We start from the raw sequence: 17,842 nt of genomic DNA on the forward strand, positions 1-17,842 counted from the left end.
TTTAATGTTCAGAATTTTGACAATATACAGAATGGTTGGTAGGTGTTAATATTATCCATATAGATATACCAATCCGAATTTTAAATTTGAAGAAGCGGACCAACGATTTACAATTCCTTTCGTACCCTTTAACGTTGGAAAAAATGTTCGGAATTTCATTTCGTTTCTTCGCTATTCATTGTTATCTTGAATTGAAGAAACGAAAGATTATGAGCTAGTTCCATTGGGGGCGATAAAATGAAAATGATTCGGAAATATTATTTAATCTTTTTTGGGTTTGGATTTTCCTATTTAGGAAATTGGATTTACCTTGTGGCATTAAATTTATTCGTTTGGCATTTAACCGAATCACCAGCTGCAATGGCAGGAGTTTATATTGTTGGACCAATTGCTCGAATATTAACAAGTTTTATTGCAGGTTCTATCATTGATCGGACGAATAAGCGAAAACTAATGATAGTAAGTGATGTGAGTCGGGGGGCCATTGTCTTGTTGATGCCATTTATGGATTCCATCTGGTTCATCTATCTTCTTCTTTTTATGGCCAATATTGCGAGTAGCTTTTTTGCGCCGAGCAGTACGTACTATATTACAAAATCAGTACCAAATGAAGAAAAACAACAATTTAATGCTTTATTAGGCATGTTCAATTCAGGCTCCTTTTTAATCGGACCAGCACTTGCAGGGGGACTTATTTTATTGTTTGATACATCTGTCGCCATGTGGGTAAATAGCTTAACGTTCTTTACTTGTGCATGGGCCATTTATTTATTGCCCAATGTAGAAGAACCAGAAGCGGTCAGGGAAACGATGACTTGGAAAATGCTAAAGGAAGATTATGTGACGGTCATGGATTTTGTCAAAAAAGATAGCTTATTCATAAAGATATTTTTATTTTTCCAGTTAACACTAATGATTGCCCATGCCCTTGATTCCCAAGAAGCTACTTTTATCAAGCAGCAATTGGCGTTATCAGATAGTTTATATGGAATGATGGTCAGTGTGGCGGGTGTTGGTGCTATTGTCGGTGGTATGGTTGCTGCAAAATACGCCAATAAGTTTACAAGTCGGCAATATATCGCAAATGGTTTATTTTTAACGATGTTCTTTTATGCGTTATTTTATTGTTCGTCAACAATGTATTTGGCGTTAATAAGCTTTGTGACATTAGGGTTTTTTATGGCATTTAGTAATGCAGGGTACAATACGTTTTATCAAGTAAGTGTCCCAGCTGAAATAATGGGACGTTTCGGCAGTATTGCGAATATTTTTCAAAGTACAATTCAAATACTGTTTACATTGTTTATTGGTCTATTTGCAGAATGGTTTACGTTGCAATTTACGACGGTTTCCTTTGGAATATTAGGAGTTCTATTTGCATTATTATTGTATATTATCTTGTATTCTAAAAAAGCTTCATCACAATTTAAGGAGGGGTTAGCTTGATAAGCTACGAACTACAATGTATTTTTTGTAAGCAACCATTTCATGTGATCGAAGGAACTCGGAAATATAATTTATACAAACGAAATATGAATGGAAGATTTTCTTGCGAAGATTGTGACCGTAAAATTGAACATGAGGCAAGGAAAAGTTTATTAAGAAAACTTTAAGGAATGATAACCTCCTGCTAGTGGGGCAGGAGGTTGATTTTCTTCGATAAATTTTCATTATTTTTGGATCAGTGTTTTAATATCCTCCATTAACTCCTGGCAAACTTCTTTCGTAGTAAACCAAGATGTAACGAACCGAATAGCGATTTTATCTTCTACAGGTTCCCAAATTTCAAATTCATACATTTCCCTTAATGCATCAACTACTTCTTTATGGAAAATGGGGAAGATTTGATTTGTAGGAGATTCACTTAAAAGGGGAACACCTAATCGTTTTAACTCATGACTTAGAAAACTTGCAAGTTCATTTTCATGTTGCCCCATTTTAAAATATAAATCATCTTTAAAAGCAGCCTCGAATTGAATTCCGACAACAAATCCTTTCGCAAGCATAGCACCTTTATTTTTAATATGATAACGGAAATATGGTTTTAATTTATCATGAAAGATGACGATTCCTTCTCCACTTAACATACCTATTTTTGTTCCACCTATGTAAAAAACGTCACAAAGATCCTTTAACATATTAAACTTCACATCGCTAGCTGCCAGTCCACTTGAAAGTCGTGCTCCATCAATATACAAATAGAGGTTGTGTTGCTTACAGTATTCATATAATGTTGAAAGTTCATCTAGTGTGTAAACTGTCCCAATTTCCGTTGATTGGGAAATGTAAACTAATCCGATTTTCACCATATGTTCGTCTTGATGGTAAGTTAATGCAGCTTCAATATCTTTTGGGGAAAGTTTTCCGTCTTGTCCAGGAACGGTATAAACTTTATGGCCGGTTGCTTCAATCGCTCCCGTTTCGTGAACGTTAATATGACCGGAATGACAAGCTAGTACCGCTTCGTATGGGCGAAGTATGTGGGAAATGACAGAAGCATTTGCTTGTGTTCCGCCGGTTACAAAATGAATGTCACAATCATTGCTTTCCAACTTCTCTTTAATTAATCGTTTCGCATTTTCTGAATGCCGATCTAGTCCATATCCAACATTTTGCTCGTTTCTTGCTTTGTTTAATGCTTCTAAAATAGCTGGATGACATAGTTCACTATAATCATTTCGAAAACTATATTTCATATGGAAACCTTCTTTATCTTTTATTTTTATTCCATAGTATACCACCAAATCTATTTTTTGAAATAATCTTTCTTTTTATGATAATTTAAAAATAATGAATTTATATAAAAGAACTGAAGAATGGGAGAAGCGGTTTATGACGAATTATTATTATTTAGCATCCGATCAAAAAATGGGTTTAGGGAATGGTTCCCTTGATATGACGGAGGCTGAGGTTGAAACAATACCTGGATTTGATTTCCCTGTTCAAGTGGAGATTGTTAATGGAGTAGAAAAAGCGTGGGAGTTAAGAGAACTTTTACAATATATCCAAAATCATATGGCACCTTATAAAACGTGTACAGTTCAAGTGGCAAATCTTTTAAATTCCAATCGTGTTGAATTGAAAGTACAAAAGAAATCCAACATATTATTACACGAAATAACGGAATCGAGGCAATTATTCGTACAAGAGGGGCAATTATTGACGATTAATAAAGTGCCAACTTCCTCATAATGTCTTATTACAAAAGAAAAAGGAAAATCTAGCGGAGAGGATTTTCCTTCTATCTTTAAAAGAAAAAATTTTTTAAGTTGATAGCTCTAGAAAAAAATCTTGCATCTCTTCCCATCTTACTATTGGAATGGGTGTAGGAAGATAAACATTGTTGAAATAACCGATCACAATATCTTTTATTGCTATTTTGTAAATAGCATTCATCATGAAATTTACAGCAAGCATCAACTGGGTTTGTTGGTGCACCGGGCCCTGAACAGCCGGGTCCGCAGTAACGATAACCGGGATAACACAATCCTATTCTAGGACGACGCATGTTTTGTACCTCTTTTCTATTTTTTCTAGTCATAATAAATTATGTTTTACTAGAATTGTGAAATAGGCTTTAATCGAGTAATGACAGTAGGAAATAAGAAAAATGTATTATAAAACCTCTTAAATGTTTTGTTTTCTCTGTAATGATTGCTAATCACCAAAAAGTATGATGTAGAAAAAACCAAAATGTATTTTTCCGGAGCTTCTATATTTACACGGAAAATCCATTTGAGTGAAATCTAAATATTCAATAAAAAAAGGAAGTGCCTTAGACACTTCCTTTTTAACTAACGACGATGTTCAACTAGGTCAATTGCACCTAATACAATATGGGCTAAACCGAAACCGAAAATCGTGTTTGCTAACATTTTGTTAGAACTTTTTTGTTTCATGGCATAACCTGCAGCTGTTACTGCTGAACCTAGCACTGTTGGGATTAATCCTTCACGAATATTGTTCATAAAAGTCCCTCCATCGAAGTTAGTTGGTGATGACACCTTTCCTATTATTTCTTAAAATCCACGAGGATATTCTTTTCATGAGAAAATTCAATTATCCTAATGAGAAGGTGGTAAGAAAGAGGTTTTTATAATGCAATATCGAATATTACATGGAAATAAATACATAGTTGGAGGTAATCAGTTGGAATCCAATTTAATAAAGAGAATCGACTATTTAAAAAATGCCGATAGCATTCTACCTTTAACAAAAGGATTTTCAAACGACCAAAAATTTGTCATTGATCAGCGGTTTCTTTTAAGAATTTTTCCCATGGACCAACAAGTAAAAAGAAAAATAGAATTTGACACGATCCATCAACTATCTAGCATTTCCGAATGTGTCCCAAAAACAATCGAATTTAATCATCTTGAAGATCTAAATAAATGTTATATGATCGTCTCATTCTTACCTGGGAAAGATGCAGAAGAAGCATTGAAAGAATTAACTACTACTGAACAATATGATGCCGGATATATGGCAGGGAATGAACTAGGAAAATTACATCAATTAGTAGCCCCATCCCATTATCCTTCTTGGGACATAGTAAAAAAGAAAAAAAGCGATTATTATTTACTTGAATTGAAAAATATTAATATTGATGAAAATATAAAACAATTACTAGAGTCTTATATAAAAGAAAATGAAGATTTGATGATTGGTCGACCGAATACATTTCAACACGATGATTTTCATCCTTCAAATTTATTAATAAAGGATAAGACCTTTGCTGGCATTATTGACTTTGAAAGGATGGATTGGGGAGATCCGATTCATGATTTACAAAAGTTAGGTTTTTTCTCAAAACAAGTTAGTGTTGAATTTACTAGGGGAGTCATTGCTGGCTATCTTGCTGGTCAGACAATGGATTCTTCTTATTTTTGGAAGTTATACGCTTTATATAGTGCAATGCATATCGTTTCTTCACTTGTATGGGGATTAAAAAGCGTACCAGAAACCTTCGATATACTATTAAAACATTCATTGGAAGTGTTAGAGGACCATGACAATTTCAAAAATACCATTCCGAAATGGTATCTTCCATAATACATAAATGTGTAAGCAAAAAGGAGTGGCAAAATGGGCAAAAAAGTAAGGGAACTAGGAATTAAAATTGGCAAGTTACCTGTAGGTAAGAAAAATTGTATTACCGATGTGGTCGGTGTCAAAGTTGGCCATGTGACATTAGATTATCCATTAAATCAGGAGGGGGGATATGCATGTACTGGAGTAACAGCAATTTTACCCCATGGAAATAATTTGTTTCAGCAAAAGGTAACTGCAGCAAGTTACGTCCTAAACGGATTTGGCAAAACGACAGGTCTTGTTCAAGTTAACGAACTAGGGGTCATTGAATCTCCAATTATGTTAACGAATACGTTCGCTGTTCCTGCCGTTACACAAGGTACACTTGAATATATGTTAGAATCTAATCGTGAAATTGGTGTTACGACCGGTACGGTTAATGTTGTTGTCGGAGAGTGTAACGACAGTTATTTGAACTCCATTCGCTCCTTTCCTGTCACACCAGATCATGCGATGGAAGCGATTCTGAACGCATCAACTAAAGTTGCTGAAGAAGGAGCTGTTGGAGCAGGGAAAGGAATGGTTTGTTTCGGTTATAAAGGAGGGATTGGCTCTTCTTCCCGCCTCGTCCATGTTGAAGGAATGAACTGTTCTTATACGGTAGGATGTATCGTATTAAGCAATTTTGGAAGCAGTTCGGAATTTTTAAAAGAACGATACATAAAATCTAGTACCCAGTATTCTTCTACGATTTCACCGACAGATGGATCGATTATAATCGTCCTTGCAACAAATGCTCCTTTAAGTAGCAGGCAACTGACAAGAATTATTAAACGATGTGGTATAGGATTAGGACGAACGGGAAGCCATTTCTCCCATGGAAGTGGAGATATTGTGATTGGTTTTACTACGGCTCATTCCATTCCTCATACAACTGATGGCGTAGTTGAAGTTCGTACACAATTACGTGAGGATCATGCTGTAATGAACTTACTGTTTACAGCAGCTGCAGAGGCAACAGAGGAAGCAATACTTAATTCTCTCTCCCAAGCAGAAACGACAGTAGGACGAAATGGCCATATCGTTCATGGTTATTCATTTGAAGAAAAATAAAAACATTCAAAGTTATTTAAGTATAAATTGCTTAAGTAACTTTTTCTTTTTATCGCAATTATAGAATACTCATTCTGCCCCTTAATAGAAAACTTACATTTCCTACATTTCCTATGGAAAATATTTAATATAACATCCTAGTGAAAGCGCCATTAAAATGGCAAAAATATTATTTTTTACCTAGTAAAAAAATGTAAAGTATGATAGATTTGTTTTTAAATACTGAATAATCTAAATATTTAAATATCTGTGCTACTTATACATAGTGTGAGGTGATGTTTTATTCATCATATGTTTGATCCAATTGTTGAAAATAAGAGATTAATAGATAGTGTGAGCCCGATTATTGTGGACAATAAGGAACAGCTTGTCCAAATCAAAGATGATCATCCAAGGATTTTTACAAAGCCGATGTATTTTGAACAACAAATTTCAGGTAGTTTAGCATCCATTTATTTACGAGAAGGAGTGTATGAAAAGTTACAACATGTCCTTCAACTATTACCTAAAGAGTATAGTTTGATTTTATATGATGGTTTTCGACCGTTTCAGGTACAGCAAAATTTATTCCATCTTTTTTTAAATGAAATAAAAAGAAATAACCCGACATTTTCAGAAAAAGAGATAATAAATGAAACGTTAAAATATGTTGCTTATCCAAGTTTTGAGCCTGATCGAATTTCTCCCCATTTAACGGGCGGTGCCATAGATTTAACTTTAGGGAATGTAAAGGGGGATCCTCTTGATTTAGGCACGGCATTTGATGAATTGAGTGAAAAATCCGTAACCCGTTATTTTGAAGATCATCTAGATGAAAATGTGGATGCTTTACAGAATAGAAGGTTGTTGTATAACTGCATGACTGCAGTTGGATTTGCAAACTATTTAGGGGAATGGTGGCATTATGACTACGGAAACATTCAATGGGCAAGACGCATGGGAGAAAAGAAAGCCCAATATGGTGGTGTAGAAGTAACAATTGAAAATAACCTCGTAAAGGAGTTTCGATTTCGATGAAAGTATATATTAGTGCAGATATAGAGGGAATTACTGGAACGACAGCTTGGATTGAAACGGAATTAAATACACCAGATATTCAACCTTTTTTACAGCAAATGACAAAGGAAGTAGAAGCTGCCGTAGAAGGGGCGATTGCGGGTGGAGCGACGGAAATATTGTTAAAAGATGCCCATGATTCTGCGCGGAATTTGGATATTTCCAACTTGCCTGCGAATTGTAAAGTAATTCGAGGGTGGACTGGTGATCCAATGTGTATGGTAACAGGATTAGATGAAAGTTTTGATCGAGCGATATTTATCGGATATCACAGTAAGGGGGGAAGTCATCGAAATCCATTAGCCCATACCCTTGTTGTAAATGCAGATGTAAAAATTAATGGTGAGTACGCTAGCGAATTTCTAATTAATACGTATGCTGCTGCTATACATGGTGTACCAGTTGCCTTTGTTAGTGGAGATGTTGGCCTAACAGAGGAAATTCATTCAGTGAATGAAAACATTGTGACCTTTGCAACAAAAGAAGGAATTGGAAGTGCCACAATCAGTGTTAGTCCAATGGTTACGATTGCTGAAACAAAAAGACTTGTGGAAGAAGCGATGAAAGCCGATCGAGAGTTATTACAAGTAAAGTTGCCAGAGAAGTTTGTCGTTGAAATCATATATCGGGATCATACACGTGCCTATCGTAATTCATTTTATCCGGGCGCTACTTTTAAACCGCACAATACGGTGGAATTTGTAACGGAAGATTATTATGAAGTGTTACGGATTTTACATTTTTTAACGTAATCAATTCTCCATTCCATTTCCCAATAAAGGGATATGAATCCTTTAAAGGTAAATAGTTGAAAGGTGATTTAATGAAAATAAAAGACATAGTAATAGGGGTAGTAGAGGCACCTCTAATCACTCCATTTAAAACGGCTCTTCGAACCGTTTATTATATTCGGAATATTGCGATTTATGTTCATGCAGATGACGGGCAAATAGGAATAGGGGAAGCAGCGCCTACTGCTGTCATTACCGGTGAGACGAATGCGTCCATTACTGAAGCGATTAACGAATATATTAAGCCTGCCATTATCGGAATGGATGTGGAAGACATTTCACAAATTATGGAACGTCTCGACAAAAGCATATACAAAAATACGAGCGCAAAAGCGGCCATCGATATGGCTATTTATGATTTGCTTGCTAAACGTTATCAAGCCCCCCTTTATAAATTATTAGGGGGCTATCGAAAAGAGCTCGTAACAGATATTACGATTAGTGTTAATGAGACAGCAGAAATGGTGAAGGATAGTTTAGAAGCTATCAAACGGGGGTTTCAAATATTAAAAATTAAAGTTGGCAAAGATCCAGCTGGTGATATTGCACGAATCTTAGCCATACGGGATGCGGTAGGTCCGACGATTACATTACGAGTAGATGCCAATCAAGGTTGGACCCCTAAAGAAGCTGTACGAATTATTCGTGCCTTAGAAGATGCAAATGCAAATATTGAACTAGTGGAACAACCGGTTCATTACAGTGATATAGAAGGAATGCAATATGTAACTGCTAACACCATCACAAATATTTTAGCGGATGAAAGTGTTTTTTCTCCAAAGGATGCTATTACGGTGATTGAAAAACGTGCGGCTGACCTTATTAATATTAAATTGATGAAAACTGGAGGGATATACCAGGCGCAAAAAATATGCAACATTGCAGAGGCAAATGGCATTCAATGTATGATCGGTTGCATGTTGGAAACGAAAATTAGTGTCAGCGCGGCAGCTCATTTTGCTGCTTCACAAAAAAATATTACGATGGTCGATTTAGATGGACCTATTCTTTGTGTGAAAGATCCTGTTGCAGGTGGTCCAATATTCAATGGGCAATCCATTTCGATGTTAGATAAGCCTGGAATCGGGTTTTCATTATAAAAAAGAGAAGCAAGAATTGGGAGGGGTAAAATGAAAAAGTTTTGGTTATTATTGTTAGCTGCAATCGTTGCCACATTTTTAGCGGCTTGTAGCGAAGAAGGGGACGAATCTTCTGGTAAAGTATCGGAATACCGTACCGTTTATTCAGGAGAGATTAAAACGTTAAATTACTTAAAAACAGCTGAAGCAAATGAATTTGCAATGTCTGCAAATATCATTGATGGACTAATTGAGTACAATCAATACGGTATTGTCCAACCTAGTTTAGCGGAAAGCTGGTCTTCTAATGAAGACAACACAGTTTGGACATTTAAACTGCGTCAAGGAGTTAAATGGGTTACAAATGAAGGGGAAGAGTATGCAGATGTTGTGGCACAAGACTTTGTGGACGGCTTAAATTATGTCCTTGATGCCAAAAATGAATCGTCAACTGCGTGGATTGCCACTGTTGTAAAAAATGGAGATGCTTTCTACAATGGCGAGATTACGGATTTTTCACAGGTTGGTGTGAAGGCTATTGATGAGTACACTTTAGAGTATACACTTGAAAATCCAACACCTTATTTCCTTTCGATGTTGAACTACGTTTGTTTCTTCCCTGTTAACGGCGAATTTTTAGCTGAAAAAGGGGAAAGTTTCGGTACGACGAAAGAAAATGTCCTTTATAACGGGGCATATATTTTAGATAAATTTGAACCTCAAAATGAGCGCGTCCTAGTAAAAAATGATACGTACTGGGATAAAGAAAATGTGTTCATCGATCGCATTCGCTACAAATATAACAAAGAAGCTGGAACGGTAGCACCTGAATTATTCTTACGTGGTGAGGTTGATTCTGCAGCAATTCCAACTTCTGTTATCGATGAATGGTTTAATGATGAAGAGAAAAAGTCCCAAGTTCGTCAAAGTCAAAATAACTTCTACACTTACTTCTATGCACTGAACTTTGATCCTCAATTTGACGCCCAGTATGAACCAGAAAACTGGAAAGTTGCTGTGAATAATAAAAATTTCCGTAAATCGTTATATCACGCCCTTGACCGAGTTTCAGCAATGTTAACGACAGAGCCATACAACCCTGAAGATATGTTGAATAACACGATTACACCGAAGAACTTTGTCGATGTTGAAGGAGTCGATTATACACAATTAGAACCATTAAAAAATATTTCTAATACAGATTCATTCAATAAAGATTTAGCATTAGAGTTCAAAGAAAAGGCAATGGCAGAATTACAAGGAAAAGCAACGTTCCCTGTAAAAGTGTTAATGCCTTATAATTCCGGCAGTCCTGACTGGGCAAACCGTTCGCAAGTAGTGGAACAACAACTGGAAACATTACTAGGCGCTGATTATATCGATATCATTGTGGAAGCAGGTCCTTCTACTGGATTTTTACAAGAAGTACGTCGCCCAGGTAAATATGCATTATTAGAAGCAAACTGGGGACCAGACTATGCTGACCCAGCTTCGTATACAGATCCATTTACAGAAGGTGGAACGTACAATAAACCAGAACTGGCTGAAGGTTATACAGAATCAAATGGTAAGTCAAAATATCAAAATATGGTTGATGCAGCAAAGGCTGAAATGGATTTAGCAAAACGTTATGAACTATTCGCTCAAGCAGAAGCCTTCCTAATCGAAGAAGCCTTTGTCATTCCTTACGCAGTTGGGGGGACTGGTTATATTGCTTCCAAATTAAATCCATTTGAAGCCCAATACTCCCCATTTGGCGTAACATTAGAGAAATTCAAAGGTCAGAAAGTATTAGAAAAACCGATGAGTAATGAGGAGTATAAAGAAGCTTTAGCTAAATGGGAACAAGAACGGGCAGAAGCATTAGCGGGTGCTGGAGAACAGTAGAGAAACAAAAAGAGAAATTTAGTGGAGAGTGATGACTTAAGGAGATGTCCGGGACCGAATTTGGCATCTCCTTCCTTTCATTCTTCTGTTCATAGCAGGGAGGGGTAAAAGTATGTGGAGGTACTTAGGAAAGCGGTTGTTACAGTCTGTAGTAACCCTTTTTATTATCGTTACGATTGTTTTCTCATTGCTACGCTTAATGCCAGAAGAAGGGTACCTAGGGGCAGCGGCTGATAAAATGACACCGGAGCAACAGGAAGTTTATTTAACGAATTTAGGACTGCGTGATCCATTGATTGTTCAACTAGGTCATTTTTATGGAGATTTACTCCAAGGGGATTTAGGAACTTCGGTTACATATCGCACGGATGTACCAGTCAAAACGATTATTGCTGAAAAAATGATGTACTCCATTTTATTTGGATTAGGAGCGGTTGCCCTTTCACTTCTTGTTGGAGTGCCCCTGGGTATTTTAATGGCCCAAATGAAAGGACGTTGGCTTGATCGTTTAGGAACCGGCTACATTGTGTTTGTCGTAGCAGTACCTGCAGCGGTCTATTATATTTTCATTCAAATGTATGTAACGGATTTATTTAATTTACCAATGTTATTTGATGAATATAATCCAGTTAGCTGGCTATTACCGTTAACTTCAATGGCATTAGCTCCAACCGCATCTTATGCGATGTGGATGAGGCGTTATATGGTAGATGAATTAAACAAAGATTATATAAAACTAGCGCGGGCAAAAGGGGTAAAGGAGCGGACATTAATGTTTAAACATGTTATGCGAAACGCCTTTATTCCAATGGCTCAATATTTACCAGCTACGATTTTATTTACGATCACAGGCTCCATTTATATCGAGTCATTGTACTCTATTCCTGGCATGGGTGGGTTGCTTGTAGATGCGATTCAACGACAGGACAATGCCGTAGTACAAGGGTTAGTATTAATATTCTCGTCCTTAGGGATTATCGGATTGTTCTTAGGTGATTTAGCAATGGCACTTGTAGATCCTCGCATTAAGTTAGGAAAAGGGGAGAGTGTTCGATAATGGGACTATATTCTGAAGAAATTACTAACATATCACAAAAATCTAATGAAAACTTATTTGAATTCGCTGTCGTAGATGAGCAAAAGGCGGAAGAAACCGGTTATTCGAATTATTCATATTGGCGTTCGACGTGGAAATCCTTTTTGAAAAATCGATTAGCTGTTTTTCTGTTAGTCCTTGTTTGTATAATCGTTGCCTTTGTTATCATTCAACCTTATTTACCCTATCAAAAATCACCAACGGAAATTTATATTGATGAGCAAACAAGTTCCCAAGCTCGAAATATTGCCCCTAATAGTGAATTTTGGTTCGGAACAAATTCGATAGGGCAAGATTTATGGTCTCGTATTTGGGCAGGAACACGAACATCCCTTTTCATCGGTTTCGTTGTGGCATTAGTAGAAGTGATTGTAGGGATTACGATTGGTGCGCTTTGGGGCTTTTCCCGAAGACTTGAAGCCCCGATTACCCAAGCATATAACATCGTCGAAAATATTCCGACAACAATCGTTCTTATATTAATGTCATATATTTTAAGACCAAGCATTTCAACAATTATTATTGCCATGTGTATAACCGGATGGGTAGAAATGGCCCGTTTCATTCGAAATCAAATTGTAATTTTACGTGATCGTGAATACAATTTAGCATCAAAATGTTTAGGAACACCGAGTTACCGTATTATTCTTAAAAACCTATTACCTTATTTAATTTCAGTCATTATGCTCCGAATGAGTTTAGCTATTCCATTTGCCATTGGGGCAGAAGTATTTTTAACGTATATCGGATTAGGATTACCAATTAGCGAACCTTCTTTAGGCAATTTAATCAATGAAGGAAGAGTATTAATGATGTCCCCCGATTTACGTTATCAATTGATATTCCCAAGTATTGTTTTAAGTATTATCACGATTTCATTTTATATTATTGGGAACGCCTTTGCAGATGCAGCTGATCCGAAAAACCACGTGTAAAAGGAGGGATACCGATGGAAGAAATTCAAACGAAGTCACGGATTTTATCCATTCAAAATTTAGTTATTCAATTTAAACTGCGTGGTCAAGTATTAACAGCCATTCGTAATATTTCTCTAGATTTATATAAAGGAGAAAGCCTTGCAATTGTAGGTGAATCGGGCTCAGGGAAATCCGTTCTCGTCAAATCAATCATCGGTTTACTAGAGAAAAATGGTTCAGTTGCCCAAGGAAGTATTTTATACAAAGAAGATGATTTAACGAAGTTTTCAACTGAGAAGGATTGGTTAAAAATTCGGGGGAAAGAAATTGCCATGGTAACACAAGACCCAATGACTTCTTTAAATCCATTAAAAACGATAGGAAAGCAAATAGAAGAGTGTGTAATCCTCCATCAAAAATTACAAGGAAAAGAGGCTTATCAACGAACATTGCAATTACTTAAAGACGTAGGAATTCATGATGTGGAAAAAAGGTATAAGCAATATCCCCATGAATTTTCGGGAGGAATGCGTCAACGTATTGTCATTGCGATCGCCATTGCTTGTAATCCGAAAATATTAATTTGTGATGAGCCGACTACAGCCCTTGATGTAACAATTCAAGCGCAAATTTTACAACTGTTGAAAAACTTGCAACAAAAATATGGACTTACAACGATTTATATTACCCATGATTTAGGGGTCGTGGCAAAGGTAGCTGATCGGATTGCGGTAATGTATGCAGGAGATATTATCGAAGTAGGTCAAACCCACGAAGTATTTTTCAATGGCAAACATCCTTATACATGGGCACTTCTATCCTCCCTACCGCAGTTAGGCGCAAAGGGAGAGGAACTTTATTCGATTAAAGGTACACCACCAAACTTATTTAAAGAAATAAAAGGTGATGCCTTTGCACCACGTAATCCTTATGCTTTAAAAATTGATTTTGAAGAACGTCCGCCTTTCTTTAAAGTTAGCGAAACCCACTATGCGAAGACATGGTTACTTCACCCGAATGCACCGAAGGTGGAACTTCCGCAAAACTTGCAAGCATTTTTTGAGGAGGGGAGACGATTTGCCCATGAACACTAAAGAAGTATTACTGGATGTGAAAAATTTAGAAGTCGCCTTTGGGAAGGGAAAAAATAAATTCCAAGCGATTGATCAAGTTAGTTTTCAAATATATAAAGGTGAAACCTTTGGGCTTGTAGGGGAATCGGGTTCAGGGAAAACAACAATTGGTCGCTCGATAATGCGAATAAATGAAGTAACTGGCGGCGAAATTTTATTCCATGGAAAGCCGATTAACGGAAAAATATCGAAAGAATGGGATCGGGAAATTACACAAAAAATCCAAATGATTTTCCAAGATCCAATGGCATCGCTGAATGAGCGGGCAAAAGTAGATTACATCATCTCTGAAGGATTAATGAATACAAAACATTATAAGGATGAGGCAGAAAGACAAAAAAAGGTCCATGATGCATTACTGGAAGTAGGGTTGCTGCCTGAGTTTGCTAGCCGTTTTCCCCATGAATTCTCGGGAGGTCAACGTCAACGAATTGGAATTGCCCGCGCACTTATCATGGAACCGGAGTTCATCATTGCTGATGAGCCAATATCTGCTTTGGACGTGTCGATTCGTGCGCAAGTATTAAATTTATTATCGAATTTACAAAAACAAAAAGGGTTAACATATTTGTTTATTGCCCATGACTTATCGATTGTACGATTTATCACCGATCGAACAGCGGTCATTTATAAAGGGAAAATTGTCGAGTTGGCTGAAACGGAAAAGCTTTTTGCTAACCCTATTCATCCTTATACCCGCGCGTTGATATCAGCTGTTCCGGAGCCGAATCCGTATAAAGAGAGGGAAAAGGTGATGGAGGTGTATGACCCATCCCAGCATAACTATGAGTCAAATCCACCTTCCTTTATGGAAATCGAAGAAGGGCATTTTGTATTAGCAAATGATGAGGAAATGGAGCGTTATCGAACAACTTTGGAAATCGAGGTGTAATGGATGAAAATTCCGAAAGGATTAAAAAAAGGGGATACAATTGGACTTGTTGGTGCTTCCAGTGCGACGCCTCCGGAAGTTTTACCGAAGGCGGTTGAAGCTGTTGAAAAACTAGGGTTTAAAGTTGTTGTTGGAGATTCTTGCCGGGAAAGACACGGCTATTTAGCTGGCGTAGATGAACTGCGAGCAAAGGATGTAAACGAGATGTTTAAAAATCCAGATATTGATGGCATATTTTGTATACGAGGAGGTTATGGCGCGACAAAAATTTTACCTCTATTAGACTATGAAATGATTAAAGAGAATCCGAAAGTATTTGTAGGCTATAGTGATGTGACTGCCTTACATATCGCTTTCAATCAACGATGTGAACTCGTCACCTATCATACTCCAATGCCTTCGACGGAATTTGTAAAGCCGGAGATGGATGACTATACATGGAATTCTTTTTTAGAAAACATAACCGAAACTGAACGTGCATCGTTTTTTTTAGAGAATCCATCCAATCAAAGAATGACAACCCTTGTACCAGGTGAAGTCACCGGTCCGTTAATTGGTGGGAATTTAACTTTAGTAACAGCGACCCTAGGTACTCCTTATGAAATTGATACAAGGGGAAAACTTTTATTTTTAGAAGATATTGATGAGTACGAAAGAAGTATCGATCGAATGTTAACCCAGCTAAAGTTGGCAGGAAAATTAGATGACGCGGCAGGAATAATTTTAGGGGCATGGACAAATTGTGGGCCACAAAATCCGAATCATCCAGAACAAAGTCTTCGTTTACAAACGATTTTTGAAGAAATACTCGTACCTAGTAATAAACCAATTTTAATGGATGTCGCGTGTGGTCACTGTTTACCAACGATGTCTTTACCATTAGGTAGAACAGTTCGATTAAATAGCGAGAAAAAAGTAATGGAAGTCATTGGCTAATGGAATATTTACAAGATAGGATTTCCCGATTAATCGATGAAGAATCCTTCGATGTAAAAGTCGTTGTGAAAGATATGGATACGGATAACATTTTATTTGAAAAAGGAATTTATGATGTTTTTTCAAGTGCTAGTCTGATTAAAGTCCCTATTTTAATAGCTGTTCTTGATTACATTGAACAAAGGGATGGATTGTTATATCAAGAACTAACGATCACGAAGGGAAATTGTGTGGATTTTAGTGTGATTACAGAACAAGGTCAAACAAAAAGCACCTTATATGAACTACTCGTTTGGATGATTATAACGAGTGATAATACGGCAACAAACGTCCTCATCGATTTCGTTGGAATGGATAATTTGAATCGTTATTTTAAGAAAATCGGTTTAACAGAAACGTCGGTGAACCGAAAAATGATGGACTTTATCCGAATGGAAAAAGGAATTGATAATGTAACGACGGCAAAGGACATGGCAACCCTTTTTACTCATATTTATCGAAAAACACTTTTATCCGAAACTTATAGCGATTTGGCTATCAACATTTTAAGTCGACAACGAATTCAAGATTCTCTTAAACGATATTTCCTAAATGACGTGAAGATGGCCCATAAAACGGGTAGTTTGGATACAGTAGAACATGATGTTGGCATCGTCTTCCATCCATCAAAAAATTATCTAATCGGAGTGTTTGTGACCAATCATTCGAGTAATGAAAGGGCAAAGCAACTTATTGGTCGGATTTCCCAAACGGTTTATCAGCATTTAATTGGAAATAAGGAGGGGGTTTTATGAAAGGAATCGTAAAGAAAATGATTGCTAGTTTACACGCTGAACCAAATGAGTCCTCTGCGTTGATTGATGAAGTATTATACGGAATGACCGTAGCTATTCTTGAAGAAAAGGAACAAGGATGGGTATTTATACAGACAGAATATCGTTATGAAGGCTTTTGTAAAAAGGAAGATTTATTACTTGTAGATGAAACAAATGAATGGTTATTGGAAGCAAAGCATATCATTCGTCAAAATTTTGCTGACATTTTAAAGGAACCTCGAATTCAAAGTGGGAAATTGATAACTGTTGTTAGGGGTTCGGTTATACGAGTAGTAACAAGTGATGACGATACTGAGTGGGAAAAAGTAGAATTAGCGACCGGGGAAGTTGGTTACACGCGGAAACATTGGCTGCAACCGAAAGTAATACAAAATCTTCTATCAGAGCAACAGTTCCGAGATCAAGTTGTACAATCGGCTTTAAGCTATTTAACAACACCTTATCGATGGGGAGGGAAATCGCCACTAGGAATTGATTGTTCAGGCCTTTGTTCCATGGCATATATGTTAAATGGCGTTCAAATTTATCGAGATGCAAAAATAGTAGACGGTTTTCCAATTAAAGAAATCAACATGGAAAACATTCAAAAAGGGGATTTATTGTATTTCCCAGGGCATATTGGGATGTATATGGGCGATGATTTATATGTTCATTCTTCCCTTGGAGGAAATGAAGTTTCGATTAACAGTTTAAATGAAAATCACCCTTACTTTCGAAAAGATTTAGCAACAACGATTATAGCAGTAGGAAGTTTTTTTGCATGAAAACGAAATGGGAATTTTGGGAAGCATAATGGTCTTTAAAGAGACGGTTATGCTTTTTTATTTTAGAAAAATTTGATAAGACGAAAGATTAACAGATGGCTACATTGTATAAATAAACGGATATTTTATAATCCAGAATATTAATAATTGAATGACAAAATGAATTAGATCTTTTAATTTGAATGCTATTTCCATTCGAACCTACTCAATGCAATAGTTATGGTTATTATTAGATTTTTGGAATAATTTAACGCCTTTTAAAATATAATTTTCAAAAAATTAGTTATTGCATATTTATACATATGGGTGTA

At 36.6% G+C, this 17,842-nt stretch carries 18 protein-coding genes; 15 read left to right on the plus strand and 3 right to left on the minus strand.

From position 1 onward, the window contains the following. The first annotated feature begins 237 nt into the window (after positions 1 to 237). On the plus strand, positions 238 to 1,446 hold the full coding sequence (locus EC501_RS06925) for an MFS transporter (RefSeq protein WP_122971569.1): 1,209 nt from the start codon (positions 238 to 240) through the stop codon (positions 1,444 to 1,446). Between the two features lie 224 nt (positions 1,447 to 1,670). Here the strand turns inward: EC501_RS06925 and EC501_RS06930 are convergent, their stop codons facing one another. Then, on the minus strand, positions 1,671 to 2,696 hold the full coding sequence (locus EC501_RS06930; protein ID WP_122971570.1) for a threonine aldolase family protein: 1,026 nt from the start codon (positions 2,694 to 2,696) through the stop codon (positions 1,671 to 1,673). A 136-nt stretch (positions 2,697 to 2,832) separates the two neighbouring features. Here EC501_RS06930 and EC501_RS06935 point away from each other — a divergent pair, with 136 nt between their 5' ends. Continuing rightward, positions 2,833 to 3,192, plus strand: coding sequence for a hypothetical protein (locus EC501_RS06935; RefSeq protein ID WP_122971571.1), 360 nt, complete (start codon positions 2,833 to 2,835; stop codon positions 3,190 to 3,192). Positions 3,193 to 3,247: 55 nt separating this feature from the next. Here the strand turns inward: EC501_RS06935 and EC501_RS06940 are convergent, their stop codons facing one another. Further along, positions 3,248 to 3,541 (minus strand): Parvovirus coat protein VP1-like protein, encoded by a 294-nt coding sequence (locus tag EC501_RS06940; protein WP_338322892.1) that lies wholly within the window; start codon positions 3,539 to 3,541, stop codon positions 3,248 to 3,250. Between the two features lie 253 nt (positions 3,542 to 3,794). Continuing rightward, a complete protein-coding gene (locus tag EC501_RS06945) occupies positions 3,795 to 3,968 on the minus strand; it encodes an asparagine synthase (RefSeq protein ID WP_122971573.1) in 174 nt (57 codons plus the stop codon). Positions 3,969 to 4,098: 130 nt separating this feature from the next. Here EC501_RS06945 and EC501_RS06950 point away from each other — a divergent pair, with 130 nt between their 5' ends. From EC501_RS06950 to EC501_RS07010, 13 genes are all read left to right on the plus strand, one after another. After that, positions 4,099 to 5,052, plus strand: a complete 954-nt coding sequence (locus tag EC501_RS06950; RefSeq protein ID WP_122971574.1) for an aminoglycoside phosphotransferase family protein — start codon at positions 4,099 to 4,101, stop codon at positions 5,050 to 5,052. Between the two features lie 33 nt (positions 5,053 to 5,085). Beyond that, positions 5,086 to 6,144 (plus strand): P1 family peptidase, encoded by a 1,059-nt coding sequence (locus EC501_RS06955; RefSeq protein ID WP_122971575.1) that lies wholly within the window; start codon positions 5,086 to 5,088, stop codon positions 6,142 to 6,144. A gap of 333 nt (positions 6,145 to 6,477) precedes the next feature. Continuing rightward, the gene (locus EC501_RS06960; RefSeq protein WP_241559291.1) at positions 6,478 to 7,161 is read left to right on the plus strand and encodes a M15 family metallopeptidase; all 684 of its coding nucleotides are present in this window, start codon (positions 6,478 to 6,480) and stop codon (positions 7,159 to 7,161) included. Next, positions 7,158 to 7,952, plus strand: a complete 795-nt coding sequence (locus EC501_RS06965; RefSeq protein WP_122971576.1) for a M55 family metallopeptidase — start codon at positions 7,158 to 7,160, stop codon at positions 7,950 to 7,952. Before EC501_RS06960 ends, EC501_RS06965 begins: the two co-directional genes overlap by 4 nt. Positions 7,953 to 8,023: 71 nt before the next feature. Beyond that, the gene (locus tag EC501_RS06970) at positions 8,024 to 9,091 is read left to right on the plus strand and encodes a dipeptide epimerase (protein WP_122971622.1); all 1,068 of its coding nucleotides are present in this window, start codon (positions 8,024 to 8,026) and stop codon (positions 9,089 to 9,091) included. A gap of 30 nt (positions 9,092 to 9,121) precedes the next feature. Further along, a complete protein-coding gene (locus tag EC501_RS06975; RefSeq protein ID WP_122971577.1) occupies positions 9,122 to 10,957 on the plus strand; it encodes a peptide ABC transporter substrate-binding protein in 1,836 nt (611 codons plus the stop codon). A 112-nt stretch (positions 10,958 to 11,069) separates the two neighbouring features. Continuing rightward, positions 11,070 to 12,014: an ABC transporter permease gene (locus EC501_RS06980; RefSeq protein WP_122971578.1), complete on the plus strand. Its 945-nt coding sequence runs from the start codon at positions 11,070 to 11,072 to the stop codon at positions 12,012 to 12,014. Next, positions 12,014 to 12,988 carry an ABC transporter permease gene (locus tag EC501_RS06985; RefSeq protein ID WP_122971579.1) on the plus strand — a complete coding sequence of 325 codons (975 nt, stop codon included), beginning with the start codon at positions 12,014 to 12,016 and terminating at the stop codon, positions 12,986 to 12,988. Before EC501_RS06980 ends, EC501_RS06985 begins: the two co-directional genes overlap by 1 nt. Before the next feature lie 14 nt (positions 12,989 to 13,002). After that, positions 13,003 to 14,064, plus strand: a complete 1,062-nt coding sequence (locus EC501_RS06990) for an ABC transporter ATP-binding protein (RefSeq protein ID WP_122971580.1) — start codon at positions 13,003 to 13,005, stop codon at positions 14,062 to 14,064. Then, positions 14,054 to 14,995 carry an ATP-binding cassette domain-containing protein gene (locus EC501_RS06995; RefSeq protein ID WP_122971581.1) on the plus strand — a complete coding sequence of 314 codons (942 nt, stop codon included), beginning with the start codon at positions 14,054 to 14,056 and terminating at the stop codon, positions 14,993 to 14,995. The genes EC501_RS06990 and EC501_RS06995 overlap by 11 nt, the downstream gene beginning before the upstream one ends. Positions 14,996 to 14,998: 3 nt before the next feature. Then, a complete protein-coding gene (locus tag EC501_RS07000; protein ID WP_122971582.1) occupies positions 14,999 to 15,931 on the plus strand; it encodes a S66 peptidase family protein in 933 nt (310 codons plus the stop codon). Continuing rightward, positions 15,931 to 16,725 carry a serine hydrolase gene (locus EC501_RS07005; RefSeq protein WP_122971583.1) on the plus strand — a complete coding sequence of 265 codons (795 nt, stop codon included), beginning with the start codon at positions 15,931 to 15,933 and terminating at the stop codon, positions 16,723 to 16,725. Before EC501_RS07000 ends, EC501_RS07005 begins: the two co-directional genes overlap by 1 nt. Next, complete coding sequence (locus EC501_RS07010) at positions 16,722 to 17,531, plus strand: C40 family peptidase (protein ID WP_122971584.1); 810 nt, start codon at positions 16,722 to 16,724, stop codon at positions 17,529 to 17,531. Before EC501_RS07005 ends, EC501_RS07010 begins: the two co-directional genes overlap by 4 nt. The last annotated feature ends 311 nt before the right edge of the window (positions 17,532 to 17,842 follow it).

Source organism: Lysinibacillus halotolerans, assembly GCF_003711845.1.
GTDB classification, from domain to species: Bacteria; Bacillota; Bacilli; order Bacillales_A; family Planococcaceae; genus Ureibacillus; species Ureibacillus halotolerans.

Excerpts from the sequence above, each read along its gene's own strand:
- EC501_RS07010 (WP_122971584.1), top strand. The coding sequence starts at position 16,722 with ATGAAAGGAATCGTAAAGAAAATGATTGCTAGTTTACACGCTGAACCA.
- EC501_RS06990 (WP_122971580.1), top strand. The coding sequence starts at position 13,003 with ATGGAAGAAATTCAAACGAAGTCACGGATTTTATCCATTCAAAATTTA.
- EC501_RS06985 (WP_122971579.1), top strand. The coding sequence starts at position 12,014 with ATGGGACTATATTCTGAAGAAATTACTAACATATCACAAAAATCTAAT.
- EC501_RS06955 (WP_122971575.1), top strand. The coding sequence starts at position 5,086 with ATGGGCAAAAAAGTAAGGGAACTAGGAATTAAAATTGGCAAGTTACCT.
- EC501_RS06980 (WP_122971578.1), top strand. The coding sequence starts at position 11,070 with ATGTGGAGGTACTTAGGAAAGCGGTTGTTACAGTCTGTAGTAACCCTT.
- EC501_RS07005 (WP_122971583.1), top strand. The coding sequence starts at position 15,931 with ATGGAATATTTACAAGATAGGATTTCCCGATTAATCGATGAAGAATCC.
- EC501_RS07000 (WP_122971582.1), top strand. The coding sequence starts at position 14,999 with ATGAAAATTCCGAAAGGATTAAAAAAAGGGGATACAATTGGACTTGTT.
- EC501_RS06945 (WP_122971573.1), bottom strand. The coding sequence starts at position 3,968 with ATGAACAATATTCGTGAAGGATTAATCCCAACAGTGCTAGGTTCAGCA.
- EC501_RS06930 (WP_122971570.1), bottom strand. The coding sequence starts at position 2,696 with ATGAAATATAGTTTTCGAAATGATTATAGTGAACTATGTCATCCAGCT.
- EC501_RS06965 (WP_122971576.1), top strand. The coding sequence starts at position 7,158 with ATGAAAGTATATATTAGTGCAGATATAGAGGGAATTACTGGAACGACA.
- EC501_RS06925 (WP_122971569.1), top strand. The coding sequence starts at position 238 with ATGAAAATGATTCGGAAATATTATTTAATCTTTTTTGGGTTTGGATTT.
- EC501_RS06950 (WP_122971574.1), top strand. The coding sequence starts at position 4,099 with ATGCAATATCGAATATTACATGGAAATAAATACATAGTTGGAGGTAAT.
- EC501_RS06975 (WP_122971577.1), top strand. The coding sequence starts at position 9,122 with ATGAAAAAGTTTTGGTTATTATTGTTAGCTGCAATCGTTGCCACATTT.
- EC501_RS06970 (WP_122971622.1), top strand. The coding sequence starts at position 8,024 with ATGAAAATAAAAGACATAGTAATAGGGGTAGTAGAGGCACCTCTAATC.
- EC501_RS06935 (WP_122971571.1), top strand. The coding sequence starts at position 2,833 with ATGACGAATTATTATTATTTAGCATCCGATCAAAAAATGGGTTTAGGG.
- EC501_RS06940 (WP_338322892.1), bottom strand. The coding sequence starts at position 3,541 with ATGACTAGAAAAAATAGAAAAGAGGTACAAAACATGCGTCGTCCTAGA.
- EC501_RS06995 (WP_122971581.1), top strand. The coding sequence starts at position 14,054 with ATGAACACTAAAGAAGTATTACTGGATGTGAAAAATTTAGAAGTCGCC.